General features: G+C 45.8%; 24 protein-coding genes. 17 read left to right on the plus strand and 7 right to left on the minus strand.

Translation table 11 applies throughout. From position 1 onward, the window contains the following. The first annotated feature begins 61 nt into the window (after positions 1-61). Positions 62-1,891 carry an oligoendopeptidase F gene (pepF, locus tag LCM00_RS08530; RefSeq protein ID WP_224900166.1) on the plus strand — a complete coding sequence of 610 codons (1,830 nt, stop codon included), beginning with the start codon at positions 62-64 and terminating at the stop codon, positions 1,889-1,891. A 626-nt stretch (positions 1,892-2,517) separates the two neighbouring features. Here the strand turns inward: pepF and LCM00_RS08535 are convergent. From LCM00_RS08535 to LCM00_RS08555, 5 genes are all read right to left on the minus strand, one after another. Next, entirely contained in the window at positions 2,518-2,697 is a 180-nt protein-coding gene (locus tag LCM00_RS08535; protein WP_224900168.1) for a hypothetical protein, read from the minus strand. 366 nt (positions 2,698-3,063) lie between these two features. Further along, positions 3,064-3,915, minus strand: coding sequence for a ClpXP adapter SpxH family protein (locus LCM00_RS08540; RefSeq protein WP_224900609.1), 852 nt, complete (start codon positions 3,913-3,915; stop codon positions 3,064-3,066). A 23-nt stretch (positions 3,916-3,938) separates the two neighbouring features. Continuing rightward, positions 3,939-4,346 (minus strand): globin domain-containing protein, encoded by a 408-nt coding sequence (locus LCM00_RS08545; protein ID WP_276541775.1) that lies wholly within the window; start codon positions 4,344-4,346, stop codon positions 3,939-3,941. 301 nt (positions 4,347-4,647) lie between these two features. Further along, positions 4,648-5,268: a lytic transglycosylase domain-containing protein gene (locus LCM00_RS08550; RefSeq protein WP_224900171.1), complete on the minus strand. Its 621-nt coding sequence runs from the start codon at positions 5,266-5,268 to the stop codon at positions 4,648-4,650. 37 nt (positions 5,269-5,305) lie between these two features. Then, the gene (locus LCM00_RS08555) at positions 5,306-5,902 is read right to left on the minus strand and encodes a CYTH domain-containing protein (RefSeq protein WP_224900174.1); all 597 of its coding nucleotides are present in this window, start codon (positions 5,900-5,902) and stop codon (positions 5,306-5,308) included. Positions 5,903-6,024: 122 nt separating this feature from the next. On the opposite strand from LCM00_RS08555, the gene LCM00_RS08560 reads away from it, so the two are divergent. From LCM00_RS08560 to LCM00_RS08575, 4 genes are all read left to right on the plus strand, one after another. Next, the gene (locus LCM00_RS08560) at positions 6,025-6,387 is read left to right on the plus strand and encodes a UPF0738 family protein (protein WP_224900177.1); all 363 of its coding nucleotides are present in this window, start codon (positions 6,025-6,027) and stop codon (positions 6,385-6,387) included. Between the two features lie 85 nt (positions 6,388-6,472). Then, a complete protein-coding gene (locus tag LCM00_RS08565; protein WP_318247601.1) occupies positions 6,473-7,111 on the plus strand; it encodes a GTP pyrophosphokinase in 639 nt (212 codons plus the stop codon). Between the two features lie 72 nt (positions 7,112-7,183). After that, the gene (locus LCM00_RS08570) at positions 7,184-7,981 is read left to right on the plus strand and encodes an NAD kinase (protein ID WP_009794119.1); all 798 of its coding nucleotides are present in this window, start codon (positions 7,184-7,186) and stop codon (positions 7,979-7,981) included. An 18-nt stretch (positions 7,982-7,999) separates the two neighbouring features. Then, positions 8,000-8,887: an RluA family pseudouridine synthase gene (locus LCM00_RS08575; RefSeq protein WP_224900183.1), complete on the plus strand. Its 888-nt coding sequence runs from the start codon at positions 8,000-8,002 to the stop codon at positions 8,885-8,887. 49 nt (positions 8,888-8,936) lie between these two features. Here the strand turns inward: LCM00_RS08575 and prpE are convergent, their stop codons facing one another. Then, positions 8,937-9,677, minus strand: coding sequence for a bis(5'-nucleosyl)-tetraphosphatase PrpE (gene prpE / locus LCM00_RS08580; RefSeq protein WP_224900186.1), 741 nt, complete (start codon positions 9,675-9,677; stop codon positions 8,937-8,939). A 151-nt stretch (positions 9,678-9,828) separates the two neighbouring features. On the opposite strand from prpE, the gene mgtE reads away from it, so the two are divergent. The 4 genes from mgtE to LCM00_RS08600 all read left to right on the plus strand — a co-directional run bounded on the left by mgtE (position 9,829) and on the right by LCM00_RS08600 (position 14,828). Beyond that, positions 9,829-11,202: a magnesium transporter gene (mgtE, locus tag LCM00_RS08585; protein WP_224900189.1), complete on the plus strand. Its 1,374-nt coding sequence runs from the start codon at positions 9,829-9,831 to the stop codon at positions 11,200-11,202. Between the two features lie 19 nt (positions 11,203-11,221). Continuing rightward, on the plus strand, positions 11,222-13,081 hold the full coding sequence (locus LCM00_RS08590; protein WP_224900192.1) for a monovalent cation:proton antiporter family protein: 1,860 nt from the start codon (positions 11,222-11,224) through the stop codon (positions 13,079-13,081). Between the two features lie 135 nt (positions 13,082-13,216). After that, the gene (gene fabI / locus LCM00_RS08595; RefSeq protein WP_148975839.1) at positions 13,217-13,990 is read left to right on the plus strand and encodes an enoyl-ACP reductase FabI; all 774 of its coding nucleotides are present in this window, start codon (positions 13,217-13,219) and stop codon (positions 13,988-13,990) included. Between the two features lie 286 nt (positions 13,991-14,276). Continuing rightward, the gene (locus tag LCM00_RS08600; protein ID WP_224900195.1) at positions 14,277-14,828 is read left to right on the plus strand and encodes a CotO family spore coat protein; all 552 of its coding nucleotides are present in this window, start codon (positions 14,277-14,279) and stop codon (positions 14,826-14,828) included. Positions 14,829-15,323: 495 nt separating this feature from the next. Here the strand turns inward: LCM00_RS08600 and LCM00_RS08605 are convergent, their stop codons facing one another. Continuing rightward, positions 15,324-15,821 (minus strand): CotY/CotZ family spore coat protein, encoded by a 498-nt coding sequence (locus tag LCM00_RS08605; protein ID WP_224900198.1) that lies wholly within the window; start codon positions 15,819-15,821, stop codon positions 15,324-15,326. A 172-nt stretch (positions 15,822-15,993) separates the two neighbouring features. Here LCM00_RS08605 and LCM00_RS08610 point away from each other — a divergent pair, with 172 nt between their 5' ends. From LCM00_RS08610 to LCM00_RS08645, 8 genes are all read left to right on the plus strand, one after another. Next, a complete protein-coding gene (locus LCM00_RS08610; protein ID WP_224900201.1) occupies positions 15,994-16,329 on the plus strand; it encodes a DUF1360 domain-containing protein in 336 nt (111 codons plus the stop codon). 358 nt (positions 16,330-16,687) lie between these two features. Beyond that, positions 16,688-17,158 (plus strand): YhcN/YlaJ family sporulation lipoprotein, encoded by a 471-nt coding sequence (locus LCM00_RS08615; protein WP_224900204.1) that lies wholly within the window; start codon positions 16,688-16,690, stop codon positions 17,156-17,158. A 16-nt stretch (positions 17,159-17,174) separates the two neighbouring features. After that, entirely contained in the window at positions 17,175-17,645 is a 471-nt protein-coding gene (gene spoVAC / locus LCM00_RS08620; protein WP_224900207.1) for a stage V sporulation protein AC, read from the plus strand. Continuing rightward, complete coding sequence (gene spoVAD, locus LCM00_RS08625) at positions 17,646-18,662, plus strand: stage V sporulation protein AD (protein ID WP_224900210.1); 1,017 nt, start codon at positions 17,646-17,648, stop codon at positions 18,660-18,662. A 34-nt stretch (positions 18,663-18,696) separates the two neighbouring features. Continuing rightward, the gene (spoVAE, locus tag LCM00_RS08630) at positions 18,697-19,053 is read left to right on the plus strand and encodes a stage V sporulation protein AE (RefSeq protein WP_224900213.1); all 357 of its coding nucleotides are present in this window, start codon (positions 18,697-18,699) and stop codon (positions 19,051-19,053) included. 77 nt (positions 19,054-19,130) lie between these two features. Beyond that, positions 19,131-19,835 (plus strand): DUF421 domain-containing protein, encoded by a 705-nt coding sequence (locus LCM00_RS08635; RefSeq protein ID WP_224900216.1) that lies wholly within the window; start codon positions 19,131-19,133, stop codon positions 19,833-19,835. Positions 19,836-19,918: 83 nt separating this feature from the next. Then, positions 19,919-20,050: a YjcZ family sporulation protein gene (locus LCM00_RS08640; protein WP_224900218.1), complete on the plus strand. Its 132-nt coding sequence runs from the start codon at positions 19,919-19,921 to the stop codon at positions 20,048-20,050. 366 nt (positions 20,051-20,416) lie between these two features. Further along, positions 20,417-21,625: an acyl-CoA dehydrogenase family protein gene (locus tag LCM00_RS08645; RefSeq protein WP_224900221.1), complete on the plus strand. Its 1,209-nt coding sequence runs from the start codon at positions 20,417-20,419 to the stop codon at positions 21,623-21,625. The last annotated feature ends 14 nt before the right edge of the window (positions 21,626-21,639 follow it).

A 21,639-nucleotide genomic window follows, 5' to 3' on the forward strand; every position in this document is an offset into this window, starting at 1 on the left:
AATAACTAGTAAACCGATTTTTTATGCGGACCACGAAATAAATGAAATGGAGGATATAGACATGGCAAATGAAACTGCAGTAAAGAAATTGCCTTCAAGAAGTGAAATAAAGACCGAAGACACATGGAGGCTTGAAGATATTTTTTCAAATGACGATGCCTGGGAAAAAGAATTCCAGGAAGTTAAGCAGCTGCTTCCTGAAGCAGGCGGGTTCCAGGGCAAATTGGGGGACAGTGCAGACAAGTTATATGAAGCCCTCCAATACCAGGATCATCTGCTTGAAAGGCTGGGCAGGCTATACTCTTATGCCCATATGAGATATGACCAGGATACGACTAATTCCTTTTATCAGGGACTGGATGACCGCATTAAAAATCTATATTCTCAGGCAGCGAGCAGCCTGGCCTATATTGTGCCCGAGATCCTGGCAATCGATGAAAACAAGATCAGCAGCTTTCTTAACGAAAAAGAAGAGCTGAAGCTATATGAGCACTCTTTGGAGGAAATCAACCTTCAAAGGCCCCATGTATTATCTGCAGAAGCAGAAGCGCTGCTTGCTCAGGCTTCAGAAGTCCTTGATGCACCAGGAAACACGTTTGGCATGCTGAATAATGCCGATCTTGAATTTCCATCCATTAAAGATGAAAACGGGGAAGAAGTCGAGGTTACACATGGCCGATATATCCGTTTTCTGGAGAGCGACGACCAGCGTGTCCGCAGGGATGCCTTCAAAGCGGTGTATGATACTTACGGAAAGTTCAAAAATACTTTTTCGAGCACCTTGAGCAGCAATGTAAAAAAAGACAATTTCTATGCCCGTGTCAGGAATTATGATTCTGCACGCCACGCTGCACTTTCGGATAATAATATCCCTGAAAGCGTCTATGAAAATCTGGTCAATACAGTCAACGACAACCTCCATCTTCTCCACCGCTACATTAAGCTGAGAAAAGAGGTCCTGGGCCTTGAAAAGCTTCATATGTATGATCTCTTCACACCTCTTGTCAAAGATGTGAAAATGGAAATTCCTTATGATGAAGCAAAGGATTATGTTTTAAAAGGGCTGGAGCCGCTTGGAGAAGAATATCTTTCCGTATTGAAGGAAGGGTTTGAAAACCGCTGGGTCGATGTCCATGAAAATAAAGGTAAAAGAAGCGGAGCCTACTCTTCAGGTGCATATGGCACAAATCCATATATTCTGATGAACTGGCAGGACAATGTGAACAATCTGTTCACCCTGGCCCATGAATTCGGGCATTCTGTCCATAGTTACTATACAAGAAAAACGCAGCCATATCCTTATGGCAATTATTCAATCTTTGTGGCAGAGGTGGCTTCCACATGCAATGAAGCCCTGCTTAACGACTATCTGCTGAAAACGATTGATGATGACCAAAAAAGACTGTATCTGCTGAACCATTATTTAGAAGGATTCAGGGGCACGGTGTTCCGCCAGACAATGTTCGCAGAATTCGAACATCAGATCCACCAGAAAGCCCAAAATAATGAGGCATTGACTGCAGATGCTCTGACCCAGGACTATTATGAGCTGAACAAAAAGTATTTCGGCGAAGAAGATATTGTCATCGACGAGGAAATCGGGCTGGAATGGTCCCGGATCCCTCATTTCTATTACAATTACTATGTTTATCAATATGCTACAGGCTTCAGCGCCGCAACTGCACTAAGCAAGCAGATCCTTGAAGAAGGTAAGCCGGCTGTTGAAAGGTATATCAACTTCCTGAAGGCAGGAAGCTCAGATTATCCGATCGAAGTGCTGAAAAAAGCGGGTGTTGACATGACAAGCCCTGCTCCGATTGCAGATGCCTGCAAAGTATTCGAGGAGAAGCTGAATGAGATGGAGGCCCTATTGAAGAGGGTTAAGCAGTAAAACAAAGAAGGGGATAGACTTATTCCCTTAGTGAAATGCACAACGTGAAAAACGCTCAAAAAGCATGTTAAATCGTCTATGATTTAGCGTGCTTTTTTTATTGGTAGGAAGAAATGCTGCCGGTGAAGCATTTTGATGGGCTGATGCATGCGGGGGACGTGCGACAGTGAAGGTATAAGGTGAGTAAGGCGCTGAATCTGTAGATTTGGCGCTTTATTTGTGGACTGGAGATAGTTTGATCGGAGGGGGAGGGCGTTTATTTGCGAGTTTGTGAGGATATTTGCGGGATTTTTAATATATTTGCGAGTTTTAGGAAATATTTGCGACTTTGCTGAGTTTATTTGCGGGTTTTCGTTTTTATTTGCGAGCAGGGATGAGAGGGACTGGCGAAGTTGAGCGGACATCTGGCAGGAAGGAAGCTGCTGCAGGACGATATTAGCAACTTTTCCTGTTTATTAGCAACTTTCCTGGTTTACTAGCAACTTTCACCATATATTAGCAACTTTTCAATTATATTAGCAACTTCCGCCATATATTAGCAACTCTGCAAACCTTCACCCCGGCATCCCCTTAAAACCGCTCCAAACTTGCTGGTCACACCTGGACAATCGCCTCCATTTTTCCGCTTAAAAACCTTTAAACCGCCTCCTTTCATTTATATACAGTACCAGAATTAGAAGGGCCACGAATAAGAGCGGCGAGGTGATGATGAGGGGCAGCATTTTCATGAGGCCCAATATATTCAGAATGAAAGCAGCAGTGACTGCCAGGATGATCAAAAATAAGATGGCTTTGCTTTTAAGCATACTTAACCTCCTGGTTATGGTTTCAAGGCTTGTATATGTATATGCAAAAAGCGGGGGATAATTTCGTACCAAATTTGCGAAGAGATGAGCAAACCCTTGTTTATTCTGCAGCCATTATAACTTCGCGCCAATTATCTGAAGAAATGAACAATATTTTGTTTTTCTGCACTCATTATGATTTAGTGACAATTCTGTGAAGAGATGAACAATCTCTTGTTTAATCTTCAGCCTGTATGATAAGATTTACTTGTGACATAGTTCACAAACAAACAAAAAATCAAACCCCCTTTCTATTATTGAAACATAAAACTCCCATCCTGAAATATAAGAAAAGCCCTGCAGATGCAGGGCTTTTCTTATATCCTGTTATTCCCCGGAATACCTCCAAAAAGTCCCGTATTTTGCAGGAAGCTGTTCGACCAGCTGCTTTAATTGGAGTTTTTTCATTTCTTTTTCCACCTGGGAAACCGTCATATTGTAGACAACTGCAATTTCCTTGGTTGCTACCAGCTTAAAGTATTTCAGGAATGCTTCCAGGGAAGGCGGCTCAGAAGGTTCAGGCTTCATCTGCAGCATTTCTTCAATGATCTGGACATACACCTCATAAGGGTAATATCCTGTGACTTTAATACCTTCATCTTCAATATTTTCATTAAAGAATACAAGAGTAGGTATTTCCTGTACATCCATTTCTGAAGTGATTTTCAAGTCGCACTGAAAAGCTTTAGCTGCGCTGTCTGAGTGGATATCAGCAACAAATTCGACAACATCAAGTCCGACACTCTGTGCACAGGATTTGAGTACATCGAAGTTTGAAACATTCTGCTTTTCAAGGAAAAGCACCTCCTGCAGCTTCCGCAGAAAGCGGATTCCTGCTTTTCTTCCCTGCAGCTCGGCTGCCTTTATGGCAATGGAGGCCAGGTGCGGGGATGAGACCGGGTTTTCAAACCAGAGATTGCCATCGCATGACATCCCTGAACGGCTTGCGGTTTTTTCCCAATAGTCCGCGAGGCTTTCCAGCTTCTGCTTCCTTCCCATGTTAAGGGAGGCAAGCCTGCCGCTAAGGACATGCTTAAAGGAAAAATAGCTTCCATATTCAATCATCAGTTTCTTAATAATCGGCTCCAGCGCCCAGCACTCGGGACAGAGAGGATCGACGAACATGTAAATCTCAATCCGCTTTTTCTCGCTGCCCTGGCAATGAGGAGATGCATACATGAATTGAGATGTTTCTTTTTCCCTCACTTGCTCTCACCTTTCATCATATCTTTTTCTGGTGTATTGATCATATGCTGTGCCGTTAATGCGAGCCGGGAGAAGAAATGCTGCCTGAAGTCGCCTTCCAATCCTGTTTCATCCATAGCCTGTTCCATGCATGACAGCCATGCCTTTGCCCTTGTTTCTGTAATTTGGAAGGGGAGGTGGCGGGCTCTTAGCATAGGGTGCCCATGTTCGGATGTATATAAAGCAGGTCCTCCAAGATATTGTGTCAGGAACTGCTTTTGCTTTCTGGCCGTTTCAGTTAAATCATCAGGGAAGATAGGAGCGAGATCAGGGTGCTGTCCAACCAGGCTGTAAAAAACATCAACAAGCCGGTGAAGTTTTTCTTCGCCAATAGCATCGAACGGTACAGTCATTTTCTCGGCCATTATAAAAACTCCTTTTCGAGTTTAATGAGTAAGTTTCCAAAAGATTCGTTATAGCAGGAACATAATTTTTCTTTTAATCTTCCTGTGCTTTCTTTATTTTAACAACGCCCTTTTTATATCTCAAACAAATAGCTTAAGGACAAGCAGAACAAAGGGGCGGCATTCATTACTTTAACCAATATCACGGAATATTTCCAGCGTGAGCCATTGTCAGATCAATATGAGGGGGAAAAGAGGTGTTTTTCGCAAAAAAAGCCTTTTGCAGAGCCAGGGGCTGCAAAAGGCTTACTTCAGAATTTCTTCAAGAGAAGAAGCTGCCGGTCACTTTTTTTACATAGTTCAAAGTTTCTTTAAAAGGAGGGATGCCTCCGTATTTATCAACATTTCCTGGGCCAGCATTGTATGCTGCAAGCGCCTTTTCAATGTTTCCGTCATATCTGTCCATCATTTCCCGTAAATATTTGCTGCCGCCCAATATATTGTCACGGGGATCGAATACATTTTTGACGCCAAGGCCTTTGGCTGTTTCCGGCATAAGCTGCATCAGCCCGGAAGCCCCGGCAGCACTGGAAGCCCCGGGATTAAAGTTGGATTCCTGCTTGATGACGGAATGGATGAGCTTGGCAGGAAGCTTGTACAGCTCTGCTGCCTCATTGATAATTTCTGAAAAAGGTTCTCCATTTCCGCCTGAAAGCTTTGTAAAGCTGGCAGGGGGCAGGGCGGCAGCCATTTTTCCAGACAGGAATGTTTCTGCTCCCGCTTCCGCAGCTGCCAGAACTTTGGGTGCCTCATCTGCTGCCATCATCTCATTCATGATGCTGGTAAAGACACTGCCCAAGCCTGAGTCTGAAGGGGCACTGTTTCCGCCGAAATTCTGGAGGGCCTGGAGTTCAAGCATCACTTTCAGTTGGTCAATGTTCATTGCTGGCTCCTTTTATATAACTGCCAAAGCTGTTTAATCATTCAGCAGTGTTCATTTTTAATTTTTGACGGTAAAACCTCTTAATTTTATTTTCGGTCTTTCTTTCGGGAATGTTTAGATGTTTCAGGAAAAGGATAAATTCCTTCTTTCCTTTTTCGCTGTCACTTACCTCATATTCTAATTCATAATCCTCGCAATTTAAATAGGAACTATGGTCGAGAACCATCAGGCCGCCTTTGTAAGCTTTTTCGGCCCGTCTGGTAGAGAGGGATCCAAAGTATTCGAGTTCGGCAACAGGAATGCGCATGGTTTCCAGCGCTTCTTTTATAAGGCCGTCCGGAATGGCTCCTGCCTGCATGCAGGCATCTGCTTCTATATGCGAAAGCTGTATATTTGTCTCGAGCAGGCCTTCATCTGCAGGCTGCTTGAGCGTCATTTCATAGGTCCCGTTTTTCATGCGGATTCTTAACGCGCTCTTCCTGTCCTTGAGTTTAAAGTCAGGTGTATCAAAATAATGGTTTTCCTGCGTGAAAAAATCTGCCGGTTTAAACTGCAGGAAGGCTGCCGCCTTCTCAAATTCATGCTGTTCCAGCATGTTTTTAAATTCTATTTCAATGTGCTGTGAATGGCTCATATCATTTGTGCTCCCCTGAGTATAGTCAGTTTTATTATCTCTTTCTTTCAGCCAGACTTCAATCCTTAGGATATGGAAACAACCTGTGATAAAATAAGGGAGAGTATTGGAGGTTGGAATTCATGAATAAAAAAATAGACATAATCAAGGCGGCACTGACAGAAAAGAACGAGCTGCTGCTGGAAACAGAACAGGATATTAATGGGCTTAAGGCGAATGGACAAATGCTGGTCGATTCAGATAATCTGGCATTTGTTTATATTGCGGAAAGCAATGATGAATATACATACATAGTCCTTTCAGAAGGCATATGGGCCTTGATGAGCCAGGCTCTTGCAGCAGGGGCGGATGCCTATCTGGCAAACGGTCCCGAAAGGCTGCCTCTTCCGCAATTCAGGGAGGAACTCGGCTATCTTATCGAGAATATTAAAGGCAACAGTAATTATGGAGATGAAATGGTGGCAAAGGTAGAGGCCGCCTTCTGACAAGCGCAGTAGCCCCCGGCAAGAGGCTGGTGCACCGCGGCCTTCCTCCGGAAAATAGAGAAAATGGGATGAGGTGAAGATGCGCATGAAGCATTGGGATCAATTTTTAGCACCTTATAAGCAGGCTGTCGAGGAATTGAAGGTAAAACTGAAAGGGATGAGGGGCCAGTTCGAACTGGATTCCTCAAATTCCCCGATTGAATTTGTGACAGGCAGGGTAAAGCCGATTGCGAGCATATTGGATAAAGCCAATCAAAAAGGGATCCCGCTTGATAAGCTGGAAACCGAAATGCAGGATATCGCCGGTTTGAGGATGATGTGCCAGTTTGTGGATGATATAAAACTGGTTGTTGAAATGCTCCGCCGCAGGAACGATTTCGAGCTGATAGAGGAAAGGGATTATATTTCCCACAAAAAGGCAAGCGGCTACCGTTCCTATCATGTTGTCATAAGGTATCCTGTCCAAACGATCAATGGCGAGAAAAAAATTCTTGTTGAAATCCAGATCAGGACACTGGCCATGAACTTTTGGGCGACCATAGAACACTCATTGAATTATAAATACCGCGGCCAATTCCCGAAGGATATACAGATGAGGCTGAAAAGGGCAGCTGAGGCCGCCTTTCGCCTGGATGAAGAAATGTCCTTGATCAGGGGAGAAATACAGGATGCACAGGCGTTCTTCACCCGGAAGAAAGAGCATCAGAAGGAAGGCGGAAGCTGACGGCGGCAAGGCTTCTGACCTGCACCCGGGCAAGGGGCAAACAGCGATTTTGAAAAGGAGAGAAAAAGCATAATGAAATTTGCCATTACGTCTAAAGGCGACTCCAAATCAAATACACTTATGCATAAAATGAAAACGTATTTACTGGACTTTGATTTAATATATGATGAGGATCAGCCGGATATTGTTGTATCCATAGGCGGGGATGGCACGCTTCTCTATGCTTTCCACCGGTACAGCAGCAGGCTGGAAAAAACGGCTTTTGTCGGAATCCATACAGGACATCTTGGCTTTTATGCTGACTGGGTGCCGGAAGAAATCGAAAAGCTGGTTATTGCCATTGCCAAAACGCCGTACCAGGTGATTGAATATCCGCTTCTTGAAGTGATCATCCGCTACCAGCATGGAGGAAGGGAAACGAGATATCTGGCCTTGAATGAGTCGACAGTCAAGAGCATCGAAGGCACACTGGTGATGGATGTTGAAATCAGGGGACAGCATTTCGAGCGCTTCAGGGGAGACGGCCTTTGCCTGTCCACACCTTCAGGAAGTACGGCTTATAATAAAGCGCTTGGAGGGGCGATCCTCCATCCTTCGCTTCCTGCCATCCAGTTTGCGGAAATGGCTTCCATCAATAACCGGGTATTCAGGACACTGGGTTCACCTCTTGTTCTGCCGGCCCACCATACTTGCATGCTAAAACCGGTCAATGTACCGGATTTTCAGATCACAATCGATCATTTGACGCTCCTGCACAAGGATGTAAAGTCGATCCAGTTCAGGGTGGCGGATGAGAAGATCAGGTTTGCCCGTTTCCGTCCATTTCCATTCTGGAAAAGGGTCCATGATTCATTTATTACCGACAACTAAGAAGGGATGAGCCCGTCCATGGATTCGTTCACATTAAATTGGAGAATCGAGAAGCAGGACAGCGGACAGTCCATAAAAGAGTATCTGAAGCAGCGTGAAATTTCCAAAGCTGCCCTGACTGATATAAAGTTCAGCGGCGGGAAGATCGAAGTGAATGGCAATGAGGAAAATGTGCGCTATCTGCTAAAGGAGGGGGACTGCCTTTACCTCAGTTTTCCTTCCGAAAAGCCGAGTCCAGGGATGGAAGCAGAAGACATCCCCCTGGATATTGTGTATGAAGACCCCTATGTACTGGTCGTCAATAAGCCATCCGCTATGAGCACCATCCCCTCAAGAGAGCATCCCCGCGGCAGTCTTGCGAATGCACTCATCGGCTATTACAGGAAAATCGGTCTTGCGTCGACGGTCCATATTGTCACAAGGCTTGACCGCGATACTTCAGGGCTGGTCCTGGTTGCCAAGCACCGCCATGTCCATCATTTAATGAGCACACTTCAAAGAGAAGGCAGGGTAAAGAGAACCTATGAAGCCTTTGCAGAAGGGAAGCTATTCCCGGAGGAAGGGTCCATACAGGCACCGATTGCCCGCAAAAAGGACAGCATCATTGAAAGGGAAGTCAACTTCCTTGATGGCCAGTATGCCTGCACGCATTATAAGGTAAAAGGAACCGGGGATTTCACTTATGTGGAGCTGGTGCTTGAAACAGGGAGGACCCACCAGATCAGGGTCCATCTTTCCCATCTCGGCCATCCCCTGCTTGGGGACGGGCTGTATGGAGGGAATAAAAATCAAATCAGCCGCCAGGCCCTTCATTGCCGGGAGCTCCGTTTTTTTCATCCGTTCCTGGACAGACAGCTTTGTTTTTCAGCAGAGCTGCCTGATGATATGAAGAACTTGCTGGAATAGAAGACAGCCGCCTTTTTTAGGCGGCCTTTTTACTATTCCAGGCAGATATTTAAAGGATGTCCCGGAACTTTTCTGCAGTGAAAGGCATGGAGGAGCCGACAGAAGCCAATTCCATTTCCGGGTATCTTAAGGCCGTAAGCTTATTGCCAAAAACAGCACCAGTATCAATATTATAGGTAGAATTGATGATGCGGGGTTCCTTCACGGGCGTGTGGCCATAGACAATGACCCTCTCTCCCTTATACTCCTTTGCCCAGTCTCTTCTTTCAGGAGTGCCGTCCGCGTTGTTTTTTCCGGTAATGTCTCCGTACAAAACAAAGGTTTTCACCTTTGCATTATTTTTCCCGATATACTCTTCCTTAATCCCGGCATGGGCAATGATGAGCTTTCCGCCGTCAAGCACCTGATAGAGGGGGGCCTTTTCATACAGTTCCATAAATTTTCTTCTTATTTCCTTTTTATCCTTATGGGGAAGGGCTTCATATTCTGCAGCCGTCGTTTCAAGTCCATGGGTGATCTGCACTTTGTTGCCCAGGAAAAAGCGGTAAAGCTTATTGCAGTGGTTGCCCGGTGAATAATAGGCTTCCTGCCGCCGGGCTGCAAGCTCCCAGACAACCTCAACCGTTTTCAGCGACTCGGGGCCCCTGTCTGTCAGATCACCGACAAATGCAAGCTTTCTCCCATCAGGATGTGTGGGGATGCCGGTTTCCCAGGAATAGCCCATTTTCACAGTAAGCTCTTTGAATTCTGCAAAGCATCCGTGAATATCCCCAATGATATCAAACTTCATTCTGTTCCTCCTCCGCCTATAAGCAGGCTTCACTCAGTATATTTGAAATCCTCAAAATATTCCTGTGGGAAGATTTTAATGACGACAAAAAAACAAACATTTGCTAGTATAGTAAAGACTGTTTTAGTATACCCGGAAGGAGGGGGAAATCATGCCCGATATGCAAGAAAGGCCTTCGGAGCAATATAACCGCGAGCTGCTGCTCCAGTCTTTACAAAATGAAGATTTAGATGTTTTCAGGGAGGAGTTCCTTGATCTGCACCCTTATGATCAAGCTTCATTTTTTAAGGAGCTGGAGGAAGAGGCCCGTTCAGTCATCTATCAGTTCCTGTCCCCTGAGGAAATGGCAGATCTCTTTGAAAATCTGGAAGTGGATGAGGAAGAATACAAAGATGTACTGGCTGAAATGAATCCCAGCTATGCAGCAGATATGCTGTCAAATATGTATGCCGATGATGCGGTCGATGTGCTTAATGAATTGGACAAAGACCAGGCTGCAAGCTATCTGACCATAATGGACAGTGATGCAGCCCAGGAAATCAAAGACCTGCTGCATTATGAAGAATATACAGCAGGAAGCATCATGACGACCGAATTCATTTCAATCTCCGCTAATCAGACGGTCCGTTCCGCTATGTATATCCTGAAAAATGAAGCCCCCCGGGCAGAAACAATCTATTATGTATACGTAGTGGATGAGGACAAGAAGCTGGCAGGGGTCATCTCCCTCCGTGATCTGATTGTGAACGATGATGACACAATGATCGCGGAAATCACTAATGACCGGGTCGTCTCAGTGTCAGTGGGCGAAGATCAGGAGGATGTTGCCAGAAAAATAAAGGATTATAATTTCCTGGCCCTGCCGGTCGTGGATTTTCAAAATCATTTATTGGGAATTATAACAGTTGATGATGTCATGGATGTCATGGAAGAAGAGGCATCGGACGATTATTCCAAGCTCGCAGCCGTTTCTGACATGGATACCCTTGATCGAAGTCCATTTGCTGCTGCCAGAAAGAGGCTGCCCTGGCTTATCATCCTTCTGTTTCTGGGGATGATGACTGCAAGTCTGATTGGACGGTTTGAAGAAACGCTGAGCAAGGTGTCAATACTGGCTGTGTTTATACCGCTTATCGCCGGCATGGCTGGAAATACGGGCACACAGGCCCTGGCGGTCGCTGTACGCGGGATTGCAACAGGCGACCTTGAAAGAGAGAACAAATCAAAGCTTATTTTCAGGGAAGCCGGGACGGGTGTCATTACAGGGACGATCTGCGGGATATTGGTCAGTCTGGCTGTATGGCTATGGCATGGCGATATCTATCTTGGCCTGCTTGTCGGCATTTCCATTTTCTCTACATTGATTGTTGCAACACTTGCAGGGGCGCTCGTACCATTGATCATGCACCGCATGAATATAGACCCGGCAGTTGCTTCAGGACCTTTTATTACTACTATAAATGATATTATCAGTATTTTAATTTATTTTGGGATGGCGACTTTATTCATGAGCTATCTGATTTAGGAATGGAGGAGGAATAGATATGGAGCATGGAGCATCTGTTGCTTCTCTTGTTATAGTCATTCTTGCAGCGTTTATAACACCTATTGTGCTGCATCGATTGAAATTAAGCTTTATCCCTGTCGTCGTGGCAGAAATCATTGTCGGCCTTATCATTGGCAAGAGCGGGTTCGATCTGGTCCATGAAGATATGTGGCTGGAGACCCTTTCGACACTCGGCTTTATTTTCCTGATGTTTTTAAGCGGGCTTGAAATTGATTTTTCAGCTTTTAAAAAGAGCAAGAAAAAGGCAGTCCTGCCAAATGGAAAGCCTGAGCCAAACACGTTTTTTGTTGCGTCCATTGTTTTTATCGGGATTTTCGCTGTTTCGCTGCTGCTTTCTTATTTGTTTGTCCTGGCAGGTTTCATTGACAATGCCTTCCTGATGACCTTGATCATTTCGACCATATCCCTTGGGGTGGTAGTCCCTACATTGAAAGAAGCCCATTTGATGAAAACGGGGATCGGGCAGATCATCCTGTTGATTGCAGTCATTGCCGACTTGGCGACAATGATCCTCCTGGCGGTCTTTGTGTCGCTTAATGATGGCGGCGAAGGAAATACCTGGCTTCTGCTCGTATTATTCGGAGCCGGTGTCATCCTGTTCTTTGTCGGAAAGAAGTTCCAGAAACGCAATTTCATTGAAGCAATGTCAACCGGTACAGTCCAGATTGGAACCAGGGCAGTTTTCACACTTATTCTGCTCTTGGTTGGGCTTTCTGAAACGGTTGGCGCTGAGAATATCCTGGGTGCATTCCTGGCAGGTGTGCTTGTATCCCTTCTTGCGCCAAATCAGGAAATGATCCATAAACTGGATTCATTCGGCTATGGCTTCCTGATACCGATCTTCTTTGTAATGGTCGGTGTTGACCTTAATGTGTGGTCGTTATTCAGCGACCAGAAGATGCTTATGCTTATTCCGCTTCTGCTGATTGCCCTGCTTGCTTCCAAGCTTGTTCCTGTTCTCATTCTCAAGAAATGGTATGACGCAAAAACCGTGATATCATCGGGGTTTCTGCTGACGTCCACGCTGTCCCTTGTCATTGCGGCAGCAACCATCGGGGAAAGAATGGAAATCATCACAGCAGAGATGAGCGGAACGCTGATTCTGGTTGCAATCATCACTTGTGTGCTGACTCCGATCGTTTTCAAAAAGCTTTTTCCAAAAGAAGCTGCAGAGGAAAAAATGCTCAAGGTCGCCTTTATTGGCGCCAACCAGCTTACACTCCCGGTTTACAGCGAACTGAAATCCTCGCTGTATGAGCCAAAGCTGTATCATAAAAAGCAAGAGAAGTCTGATAAGCAGATTGCCGATTCCCTTTTTGAGATAGAAGAGGTTGAAGATTTCACAGTGGAAGTACTTGAAGGTACAGATGTTTTCAGTTCGGATATTGTCGTGATTTCTACAGGTGATGAGGAAGCTAATGCCACATTATCCGTCGCATTCAAAGAACGGGGAGTAGAGCGGGTGATCTGCCGCATCGAAAGTCCAGACCTGGAAGAATCCCTTCGTGAGCAGGAAGTGGAAGTCTTCTCGGTGCTTTTATCTACAAAGGCGCTTTTGCGTGCTTTAATCGAATCTCCGAGTGTGATGAATATCCTGACCAACCAGGAGACGTCCCTGTATGAGATCAAGCTGTTAAACAGCCAGTTTGACGGCATGACCTTAAGGAGATTTCCATTTACCGGGGATGTTATCTTTGTACGGATTTTCCGCGGAATGGATTCGATTGTCCCGCATGGGGATACTGAACTTCAAATGAATGACAGGCTGATTGTTACAGGTACTAAAGAGTATGTTGATGAATTAAAGCGTGAGCTTGAGTTCTGCGAATGGTGTTAGCATTAATGGAAAAGCCGGCCGTGTAAGAATGGCCGGCTTTCTTATATTCTCTTTCAGCACTTTCCTTTTGCCTGATACTGTAGTAATATTAGTACTAGGTACTAATAACATGTATTAATATAGGAGGCACCAAATATGACTCTGTCTTTAGCTGGAAAAACGTATGTTGTAATGGGAGTGGCCAATAAACGCAGCATAGCGTGGGGAATTGCCCGTTCATTGCATGAAGCAGGAGCGCGCCTGATATTCACATATGCAGGAGAACGCCTTGAAAAGAGCGTTAAAGAGCTGGCAGGCTCACTGGAAAATGCAGATAGCCTTGTTATCCCTTGCGATGTGACAAATGACGAAGAGGTAGCCAAATGCTTTGCAGAAATCAAAGCCCAGGCTGGAACCATCCACGGTGTGGCTCATTGCATCGCATTTGCCAATAAAGAGGAACTGCAGGGAGACTTCATGAACACGACCAGGGACGGATTCCTGCTTGCCCACAATATCAGCTCATATTCTTTGACAGCAGTGGCAAAGGAAGCAAAAGAATTGATGACTGATGGGGGAAGCATTGTCACTTTGACCTATCTGGGCGGAGAGCGAGTCATGCAGAACTATAATGTGATGGGAGTTGCCAAGGCGTCTCTGGATGCAAGTGTCAGATACCTCGCTTCAGATCTTGGAAAAGCCGGCATCCGTGTCAATTCTATTTCTGCCGGCCCGATCCGTACCTTGTCTGCAAAAGGTGTCAGCGACTTCAATTCCATTTTGAGGGAGATTGAAGAAAAGGCACCTCTGCGCCGCACCACAACGCAGGAAGAAGTCGGAGATACTGCGGTGTTCTTATTCAGCGATATGTCCAGAGGAATCACCGGGGAGAACATCCATGTTGACTCCGGATTCCATATCATGGGCTAAAAAAATCGGCAGGCCAGTCATGGCCTGCCTTTTCAATATGTAAATGGGGGGTATAACCTGAAGCAGGGGAATGTCTATCCCGCACCGAGGTTCCTTATATTCCAACAATAGCACAAGATTATGAACGATATATTCCCGCCGTGTTAATCCTTTGTAAAGCTGCTCATCTGATGTTTTTCTTTCTTTGCAGCAATATCTTTGAAACAAAGATCCTTGGCTGCCCTGTAAACGAATTGGCCCATTTTGCATACATATATGAAGGAGAATCAATGCGGAGGTGCACAGGGTGGAGAAAAAAACAAAAGAGCCTATGCTTTATATTCATCAGCCCAATTTTAAAATGCCTGAGATTAAAATGCAGGAGGTTTACTCTGCAAAAAATGCTAAAAAGCAGGATGCGGCGGATAGGCAGGCAAAAGATAACCACAAAAAAAGCAAGCCGGCCGGACAAAGGGAAGAGTCCATTTTCGGTCCAGCCAGTCCGGAACTTGGATCAGGAGAGAGAAAAGAGGAAGTGCAGTCGGCAATCGGTGATTATCAGGATGCTCATCTTGAAAAGAAGGAAGAAGAATCGCGGAAGCAGGGGTTCTTTTCTTTTCAAAGAGTAAAACCCTTCAAAGAAATGGATGTGGAAGAAAGGCTGGAGTATCTGCTTAATTTTCCGAAGCAGCTGCCGCCTGTTCCCTGCCTGATTTCCACAGAAGAAAAGACTTACAGGGGTATAGTGCAGAGTATGCCTACTGTAAGTGAGGTAGAAATAAAGCTCATGGATCAATCCTTAGAAACGATTAACGTAAAGTCTATAAAAGAAATCAGGATGATTGGCTTTACAAAATAATAAGAACGTAAGAAAGCCAGCCCTCGGGCTGGCTTTCTTAATGAATGGAAATGAATTGGTTATTATGATTCTGAGCAGCATCTCCGCATCCGAATTGTTCAGCTTAATGGAGAAGCGCCTTCCGCATTTCAAAATGTCCAGCTCCAGGCGCTAGCCCCTCGAGTCATAAGCCACTTCAGGATTGAAGGCAAAGAACGCCTTCTATCCTGAAGCGTCTTATGCTTGTCGGGGCTGAGCAAGCGCCTTCCGCATTTCAAAATGTCCAGCTCCAGCGGCTAGAGCCTCGAGTCATAAGCCACAGTAGAATTAAAGGCAAAGTACGCCTTTTATTCTACCGCGTCTTATGCTTGTCGGCTCTGGGCAAGCCGCCTCCGCTTTTCTGCACCAAAACAAAGCGGTTCGCCGGTCATAGCCGGCGAACGCCAAGTGATTGACTTGCCTGACTTATGCAAAGAAGGTTCTAACTCAGATGTGCCATTCAGAATGGCCTGTATGCTAGTCACAGATGTCTAGGTTAACATCGGCGATGCACTGAACAGCACAGAAGCATTTCAGGTCGACTGTAATGCAGTCATTCGTCTTGGCAAAGCGGTCTACCTGGCAGACCTTTTTGAGGTCGATGCAGCAGTCTTCTGTAAGATCCACTGTATCATAGCCGTCATGTGTTCTTTTTTGCGGTTCAAGGACGCGGAGCACTGCGCAGCAGTTATCAAAAATATCTTCTACACGGAAGAAGATGGATACGCAAGAGCATTCGCTGCCTCTGAAGAAAGCATGGAATGGAGATCCGTCAGCTGTTTTAAGGACAAATACGCGCGTATCGGCATTTTGCCTTTTAGACGGAGAAACCAGTGTCCCAAGCGGCTCCAGGAAACAATTCGTTGGGCACTCACATACATCTTCGGCATTATCTTGAATATCTTTAATCGCACGAACCACTTCGCAGACACAGCTGTTTGAGCTTAAAACATTGTCTTTTTTTCCACAACCCATTATCTTTTCCTCCTTTGTTTCTTGTGATACTACACTAATAACATATTGCCGGAAGGGCTTATGGGTTACGGACAAACGCCTTGTTTCTGAAAATTAGGCAGTTTTTTTTCTGCTGTGCATAAAGTGTAGTACTGCATAAGCTTTAGGAAAAAACTCAGAAGAGGGGTACATGATGTTCATATCATTATGGGAATTCACTGTGCTGGCCTTTGCAGCCTTCCGGCTGACAAGGCTGATTGTATTTGATTCTATCACCGAATTCTTCAGGCAGATTTTTTTGGATGAGGTAGTGGAAGAAGGAGAGGCTTATTATGTGCCGAGGCCAGGGTTCATCAGAGGCTTTATCGGCGAGCTTATTAGCTGCTATTGGTGCACAGGCGTATGGGCCACTGCATTGCTTTACCTCTCATATCTTTATTTCCCGATGGCGGCGGTCCCTGTCATCTTTATACTTGCCATCGCCGGTGCTGCAGCTTTTATTGAATCTGTCATTCAGCGGCTTATCTGATACTGGACTGTGGCACTATGCCGGCACAGGCACTGGTTTGCATGCATAAAATAGCATTGTGTACAAGAAATTAAATATTGGAGGCATCCTTATGTTAAATGCTGATAAACCGGTACAGGGGACAGTGTCCCGGCCTGTCAAAAAGAAAAAAAAGAAGAAGGGCTGCGGCTGCGGCAAAAAGAAGGGAAACAGCTGAATAAAAAGGCAAAATATGCCTATCCAGAAGCCGCGCATGCGGCTTTTTGTTTTTACATTTTTTTCAAGTCCGTTTTATTCATAAAATAACAATGACGTGAGGAAAATATAAGAGCGATTAAATCATTATACATAGGAAGGACAGCTTATGAACAGGACACAGATGTTTAGAAAGTCAATCATCATCGTAGCGGCCATTCTTTATGTGAGCGGCTGCAGCAACGAACAAAAAACTGCGGAAAGCCGCCTTGCGCTGATAAAAACGACCAATCCGCAGCCTTTGCTTCTTGATGAAAAGAAGGAGAAGCGGAAGGATTTGGCGCCGAAAGTTAAAAAAGAAATTGAAGCGATAAAAGAGGTTTATGATGTAGCGGTGGTTGTTGGCGAGAAAGAAGTCCTTGTGGCTTATAAGGTCAAGCATCTTCAGCGTTTTCATATGAAAAAGATTGAAAAGGCGATCAATAAGCGTCTGGAGGAAAAGTTTCCTAAAGAAGATTTCATCGTTTCCAGCGACTATAAGATCTTTCTTGAAGCCGTTGAACTGAAGGAACAGCTGAAGGATCCAGATTTCACACGTAAAAAGGCCAATGATAAGCTGAAAGAAATTATAAATATGAAAAAAGAGCTGACATAGAAAGGGGCGGAGGGCAGTGGCAAAGAGCAGCAAAACACCTGAGCAGAAGAAATATGAAAAGCTGGAACAAAAGCATGAAACAAAACGCCCCGTTCTGAAGAACTGTTTGAAGGCGTTCTGGGTGGGTGGCGTAATCTGTATGATTGGCCAGGCCATCACTTATTTTTATATATATTTCTTTGATTTTACAGAGCAGACAGCAGGCAACCCTACAGTCGCCACCATGATTTTCATTTCCATGCTGCTGACAGGCTTTGGTGTATACGACCATATCGGCCAATATGCCGGAGCTGGGTCGGCTGTGCCGGTTACAGGGTTTGGTAATGCAGTTATTTCTGCTGCCATAGAGCACCGTACTGAAGGATTTGTGCTGGGTGTCGGAGGAAATATGTTTAAGCTGGCCGGTTCTGTTATCTTATTTGGGGTTTTTTCCGCTTTTGTCGTGGCTCTTGTCAAAACACTATTAGTCATGTGGGGGGTGCTGTGAATGCTGAAAGGTAAACAATCATGGGCTTTTCAGAATAAGCCTGTTATTCTCTCGACAGGCGTTTCAGGGGGGCCCTTTGAAGCAAAAGGCAACCTGGCTGAGGACTTTGATATTCTTCACGATGACCTGTGGATGGGGGAGGATTCCTATGAAAAAGCCCACAGGGTTCTCATGGAGGAAGCAGCCCGGACAGCTATGCAAAAAGGTTCTGTACAGAAAGATGATGTACAGTTTTTTATTGCCGGAGACCTGATTAACCAGATTACGCCCAGCAGCCTTGCAGCAAGGACTATCCAGCTCCCGTATTTCGGCGTATTCGGAGCATGTTCGACTTCAATGGAAGGCCTGGCATTATCTGCTTTCATCATCAATTACGGAGGGGCAAAGAAAATCATTACCGGCGCTTCAAGCCATAACTCTGCCGTAGAAAAACAGTTCCGCTATCCAACCGAATACGGGGGCCAGAAGCCTCCTACTGCCCAATGGACCGTAACGGGCGGGGGTGCTGCGCTTGTAGGTGAAAATACAGGACAAAAAGATATGCCGGCTGCCGTTTCTGCTACAATCGGAAAAGTCATCGACATGGGGCTCACAGATCCATTTAATATGGGAGGCGCCATGGCACCGGCAGCAGCTGATACAATTTCGGCCCACTTCAGGGATATGGAAATAGATCCTTCTTATTACGACCTGATTGTCACAGGTGATCTTGGAAAGATTGGGAGGGAGACAGTCCTTGAGCTTTTACAGAATGACGGGCTTAAAATTGATGAGAAAAGGTTTGCAGACTGCGGACTTTTAATCTACAAAGATGATCAGCCAGTACAGTCAGGGGGAAGCGGGGCTGGCTGTTCAGCTTCCGTGCTTTACGGGCATCTATTGAACAGGATGAAGCGGGGGGAACTGAAAAGGATCCTTGTAGTGGCAACAGGTGCTCTCTTATCTCCGCTGACTTTTCAGCAGAAGGAAAGCATTCCCTGCATTGCCCATGCTGTAGCGATTGAAATGATTCAGTGAAGAAGAACCGGGAGTTCAGAAAGGAGATTTGTGCATGCTAGCAATGTTTTTTTGGGCGTTTGTCGTAGGAGGTATCATTTGTGTGATCGGCCAGCTAATTCTTGATATCGGCAAGCTGACCCCAGGCCATACTTTAAGTATATTTGTGGTAATCGGGGCGATACTTGACGGGCTTGGCCTTTATGAGCCTTTTGCAGACTTTGCCGGTGCAGGCGCCACTATTCCTATTACAAGCTTTGGGAACTCACTGGTCCATGGAGCCCTTCAGGAGGCGGAACAGCACGGGCTTGTCGGGGTGCTGACCGGGATGTTTGAAGTGACAAGCTCTGGTATATCTGCTGCTATTGTATTTGGCTTTATAGGCGCTTTGCTGTTCAAGCCAAAAGGATAAGCCAGGATCCGCAGAGGTATAGGAAAGCAGGGTGCTGCGGATCCGCCATTTAAGGTTATTAAGAGGAGGCTGGCAGGGTGCCGGACTTTGGAGCTGCAATCATTAGATCGGTCTTGATCATTATCGCTTTATTTTTTATTACTAAAGTGCTCGGAAAAAAACAGCTCTCTTCTTTATCATTTTATGAGTATATTGTCGGCATCACTATTGGCGATATTGCCGGCAGCATCTCGATGGACCCGAGGCTCAGGCTGGCATCCAGCCTCCCGGCGCTCCTGATCTGGTCCGCGACGCCCTTGATTGTATCGCTTTTATCCCTCCGTTTCCCAAAATTCCGGGCTGCTGTGGAAGGAAAAGCCACTGTATTCATTCAAAATGGCAGTCTGCTGAAGGAAAAGGTAAAAAAGGAAAAGTATACGATGGATGAACTCCAGGAGCAGCTGAGGCTGAATAGTATTTTTGAGCTTGAAGATGTCGAGTTTGCCCAGCTTGAAACAAATGGACAGATTAGTGTCCTCTTAAAGAAAGAAAAACAGCCTGTCATCTATAAAGATTTGGAATCGGTTCGGCCGGCTGTGCATGATCCTAAGGACACTGGTCATACCGGACAGGAATTGTCAGCTGTAAATTTACTGTCTTGCATAACAAAGTGGCAAGAACAGTTCGAGCGATTTTCTCAAGAAGCACCGCAATTTTCCGAAGCCTGCAGGCAGTTTTCTGCTGAGATGGAAACCTTCCGCAAACAAATTCAGCCGGTACGGAAAATCCAAAAAGAAAATTGAAAGCAATACTGGGAGCTTGCCCACACACCTTTCGTCATTTCTCATATGTTATAAGTGAGTAAAGACAAAGTGAGGTGACTTTGATGGGCTACGGATATGGCGGATGCGGCTACGGCGGCGGTGGCGGCGGCTATTACGGAGGAGGTTCAACTTTCGTACTAATCGTTGTATTGTTCATTTTGTTGATTGTTGTTGGAGCTAGCTTCTATAACTAAAAGCGGGAAAAAGAGCTGCCTCAGGGCAGTTCTTTTATTTTTGTATAGGAATTTATAAATTGTAAGCCTGGTGGATAAATATCAATTCTTAAGCAACGTCCACCAGCTGCGCAGAGATCACAGGCCAAACCTCCCAAAAAGGCAAAGAACGCCTTTCTGGGAGGTTCGTCTTGAGGGCCCAGGAAGCTGGTCATGGAGACGCTGCCACAGGACGTGGCGTTCTCAGTCTTCGTTCCTTTGGGTGATCAAGGCGCTTGCACTTTGGTTTTGACAGAATTTTTAGAACAATAGTTGAATAATTTTCTGAAAAGAGTATACTATTTTACATACCGACCGGTTAGTAAGTAGAGGAAGGAGCTTGAAAGAATGGATTTTTCTTATTCAGGCAGAGTGAGGGAATTGCAGGATAAGCTTACAGAATTCATGGAAAGGCATGTATACCCTGCTGAACATGTATATGAAAAGCAGCTTAATGAGCAGGCTTCGCGCTGGAGCCAGGTCCCGCAAATTATGGAAGAGCTGAAGGGGAAGGCAAAGGCTGAAGGATTGTGGAATCTGTTCCTGCCGGAAAGTGAATATGGGGCAGGCCTGTCAAATCTGGAATACGCCCCGCTATGCGAAATCATGGGCAGGTCCCTGATTGGCCCGGAGGTGTTCAATTGCAGCGCCCCTGATACAGGCAATATGGAGGTGCTGGTCCGATATGGGAGCGATGAACAAAAAAAACAGTGGCTTGCTCCCCTTTTGGCAGGAGAGATCAGGTCTTGCTTTTCAATGACCGAACCTGGAACTGCTTCCTCTGATGCGACAAATATTGAGGCAAGCATCGAGCAGGATGGAGATGAGTACGTCATAAACGGAAGAAAGTGGTGGTCTTCGGGGGCGGGCGATCCAAGGTGCAGTGTGGCCATTGTGATGGGAAAAACAGACCAAAACGCCGCACGGCATGAGCAGCAGTCAATGATCCTTGTGCCCCTTGATGCTCCGGGAGTTTCGATTGAACGGATGCTCCCTGTATTCGGCTATGACCATGCACCGCACGGTCATGCAGAGATTACATACAAAAACGTCAGGGTCCCAAAAGAAAATATCATCTGGGGGGAAGGGAAAGGCTTTGCCATCGCCCAGGGCAGGCTTGGCCCGGGAAGGATCCATCATTGCATGAGGCTGATCGGGGCGGCAGAACGTGCTCTTGAAATCATGTGCAGGAGGGTCCAGACAAGGACTGCATTTGGAAAGCCGCTCTCAAGACAGGGAGTGATAGGCGAATGGATTGCAGACTCCCGCATTGAGATTGAGCAGGCGAGGCTGCTGACGCTTAAAGCTGCTTATATGATGGATACAGTCGGAAACAAAGAGGCAAAAGCAGAAATTGCAATGATAAAAGTCACTGCCCCCTCTATGGCACTCCGGGTCTTGGACAGGAGCATCCAGGCTATGGGAGGAGCGGGCGTTTCCGATGATTACCCGCTGGCTGCGCATTGGGCAAATGCCAGGACACTGAGGCTGGCTGACGGTCCTGATGAAGTGCACAGGGCACAGATCGCAAAACTGGAAATGCGGAAGCATCAATAACTAATGGAGGTTTT

Source organism: Bacillus infantis, assembly GCF_020171945.1.
Classification (GTDB): domain Bacteria; phylum Bacillota; class Bacilli; order Bacillales; family Cytobacillaceae; genus Bacillus_AB; species Bacillus_AB infantis_A.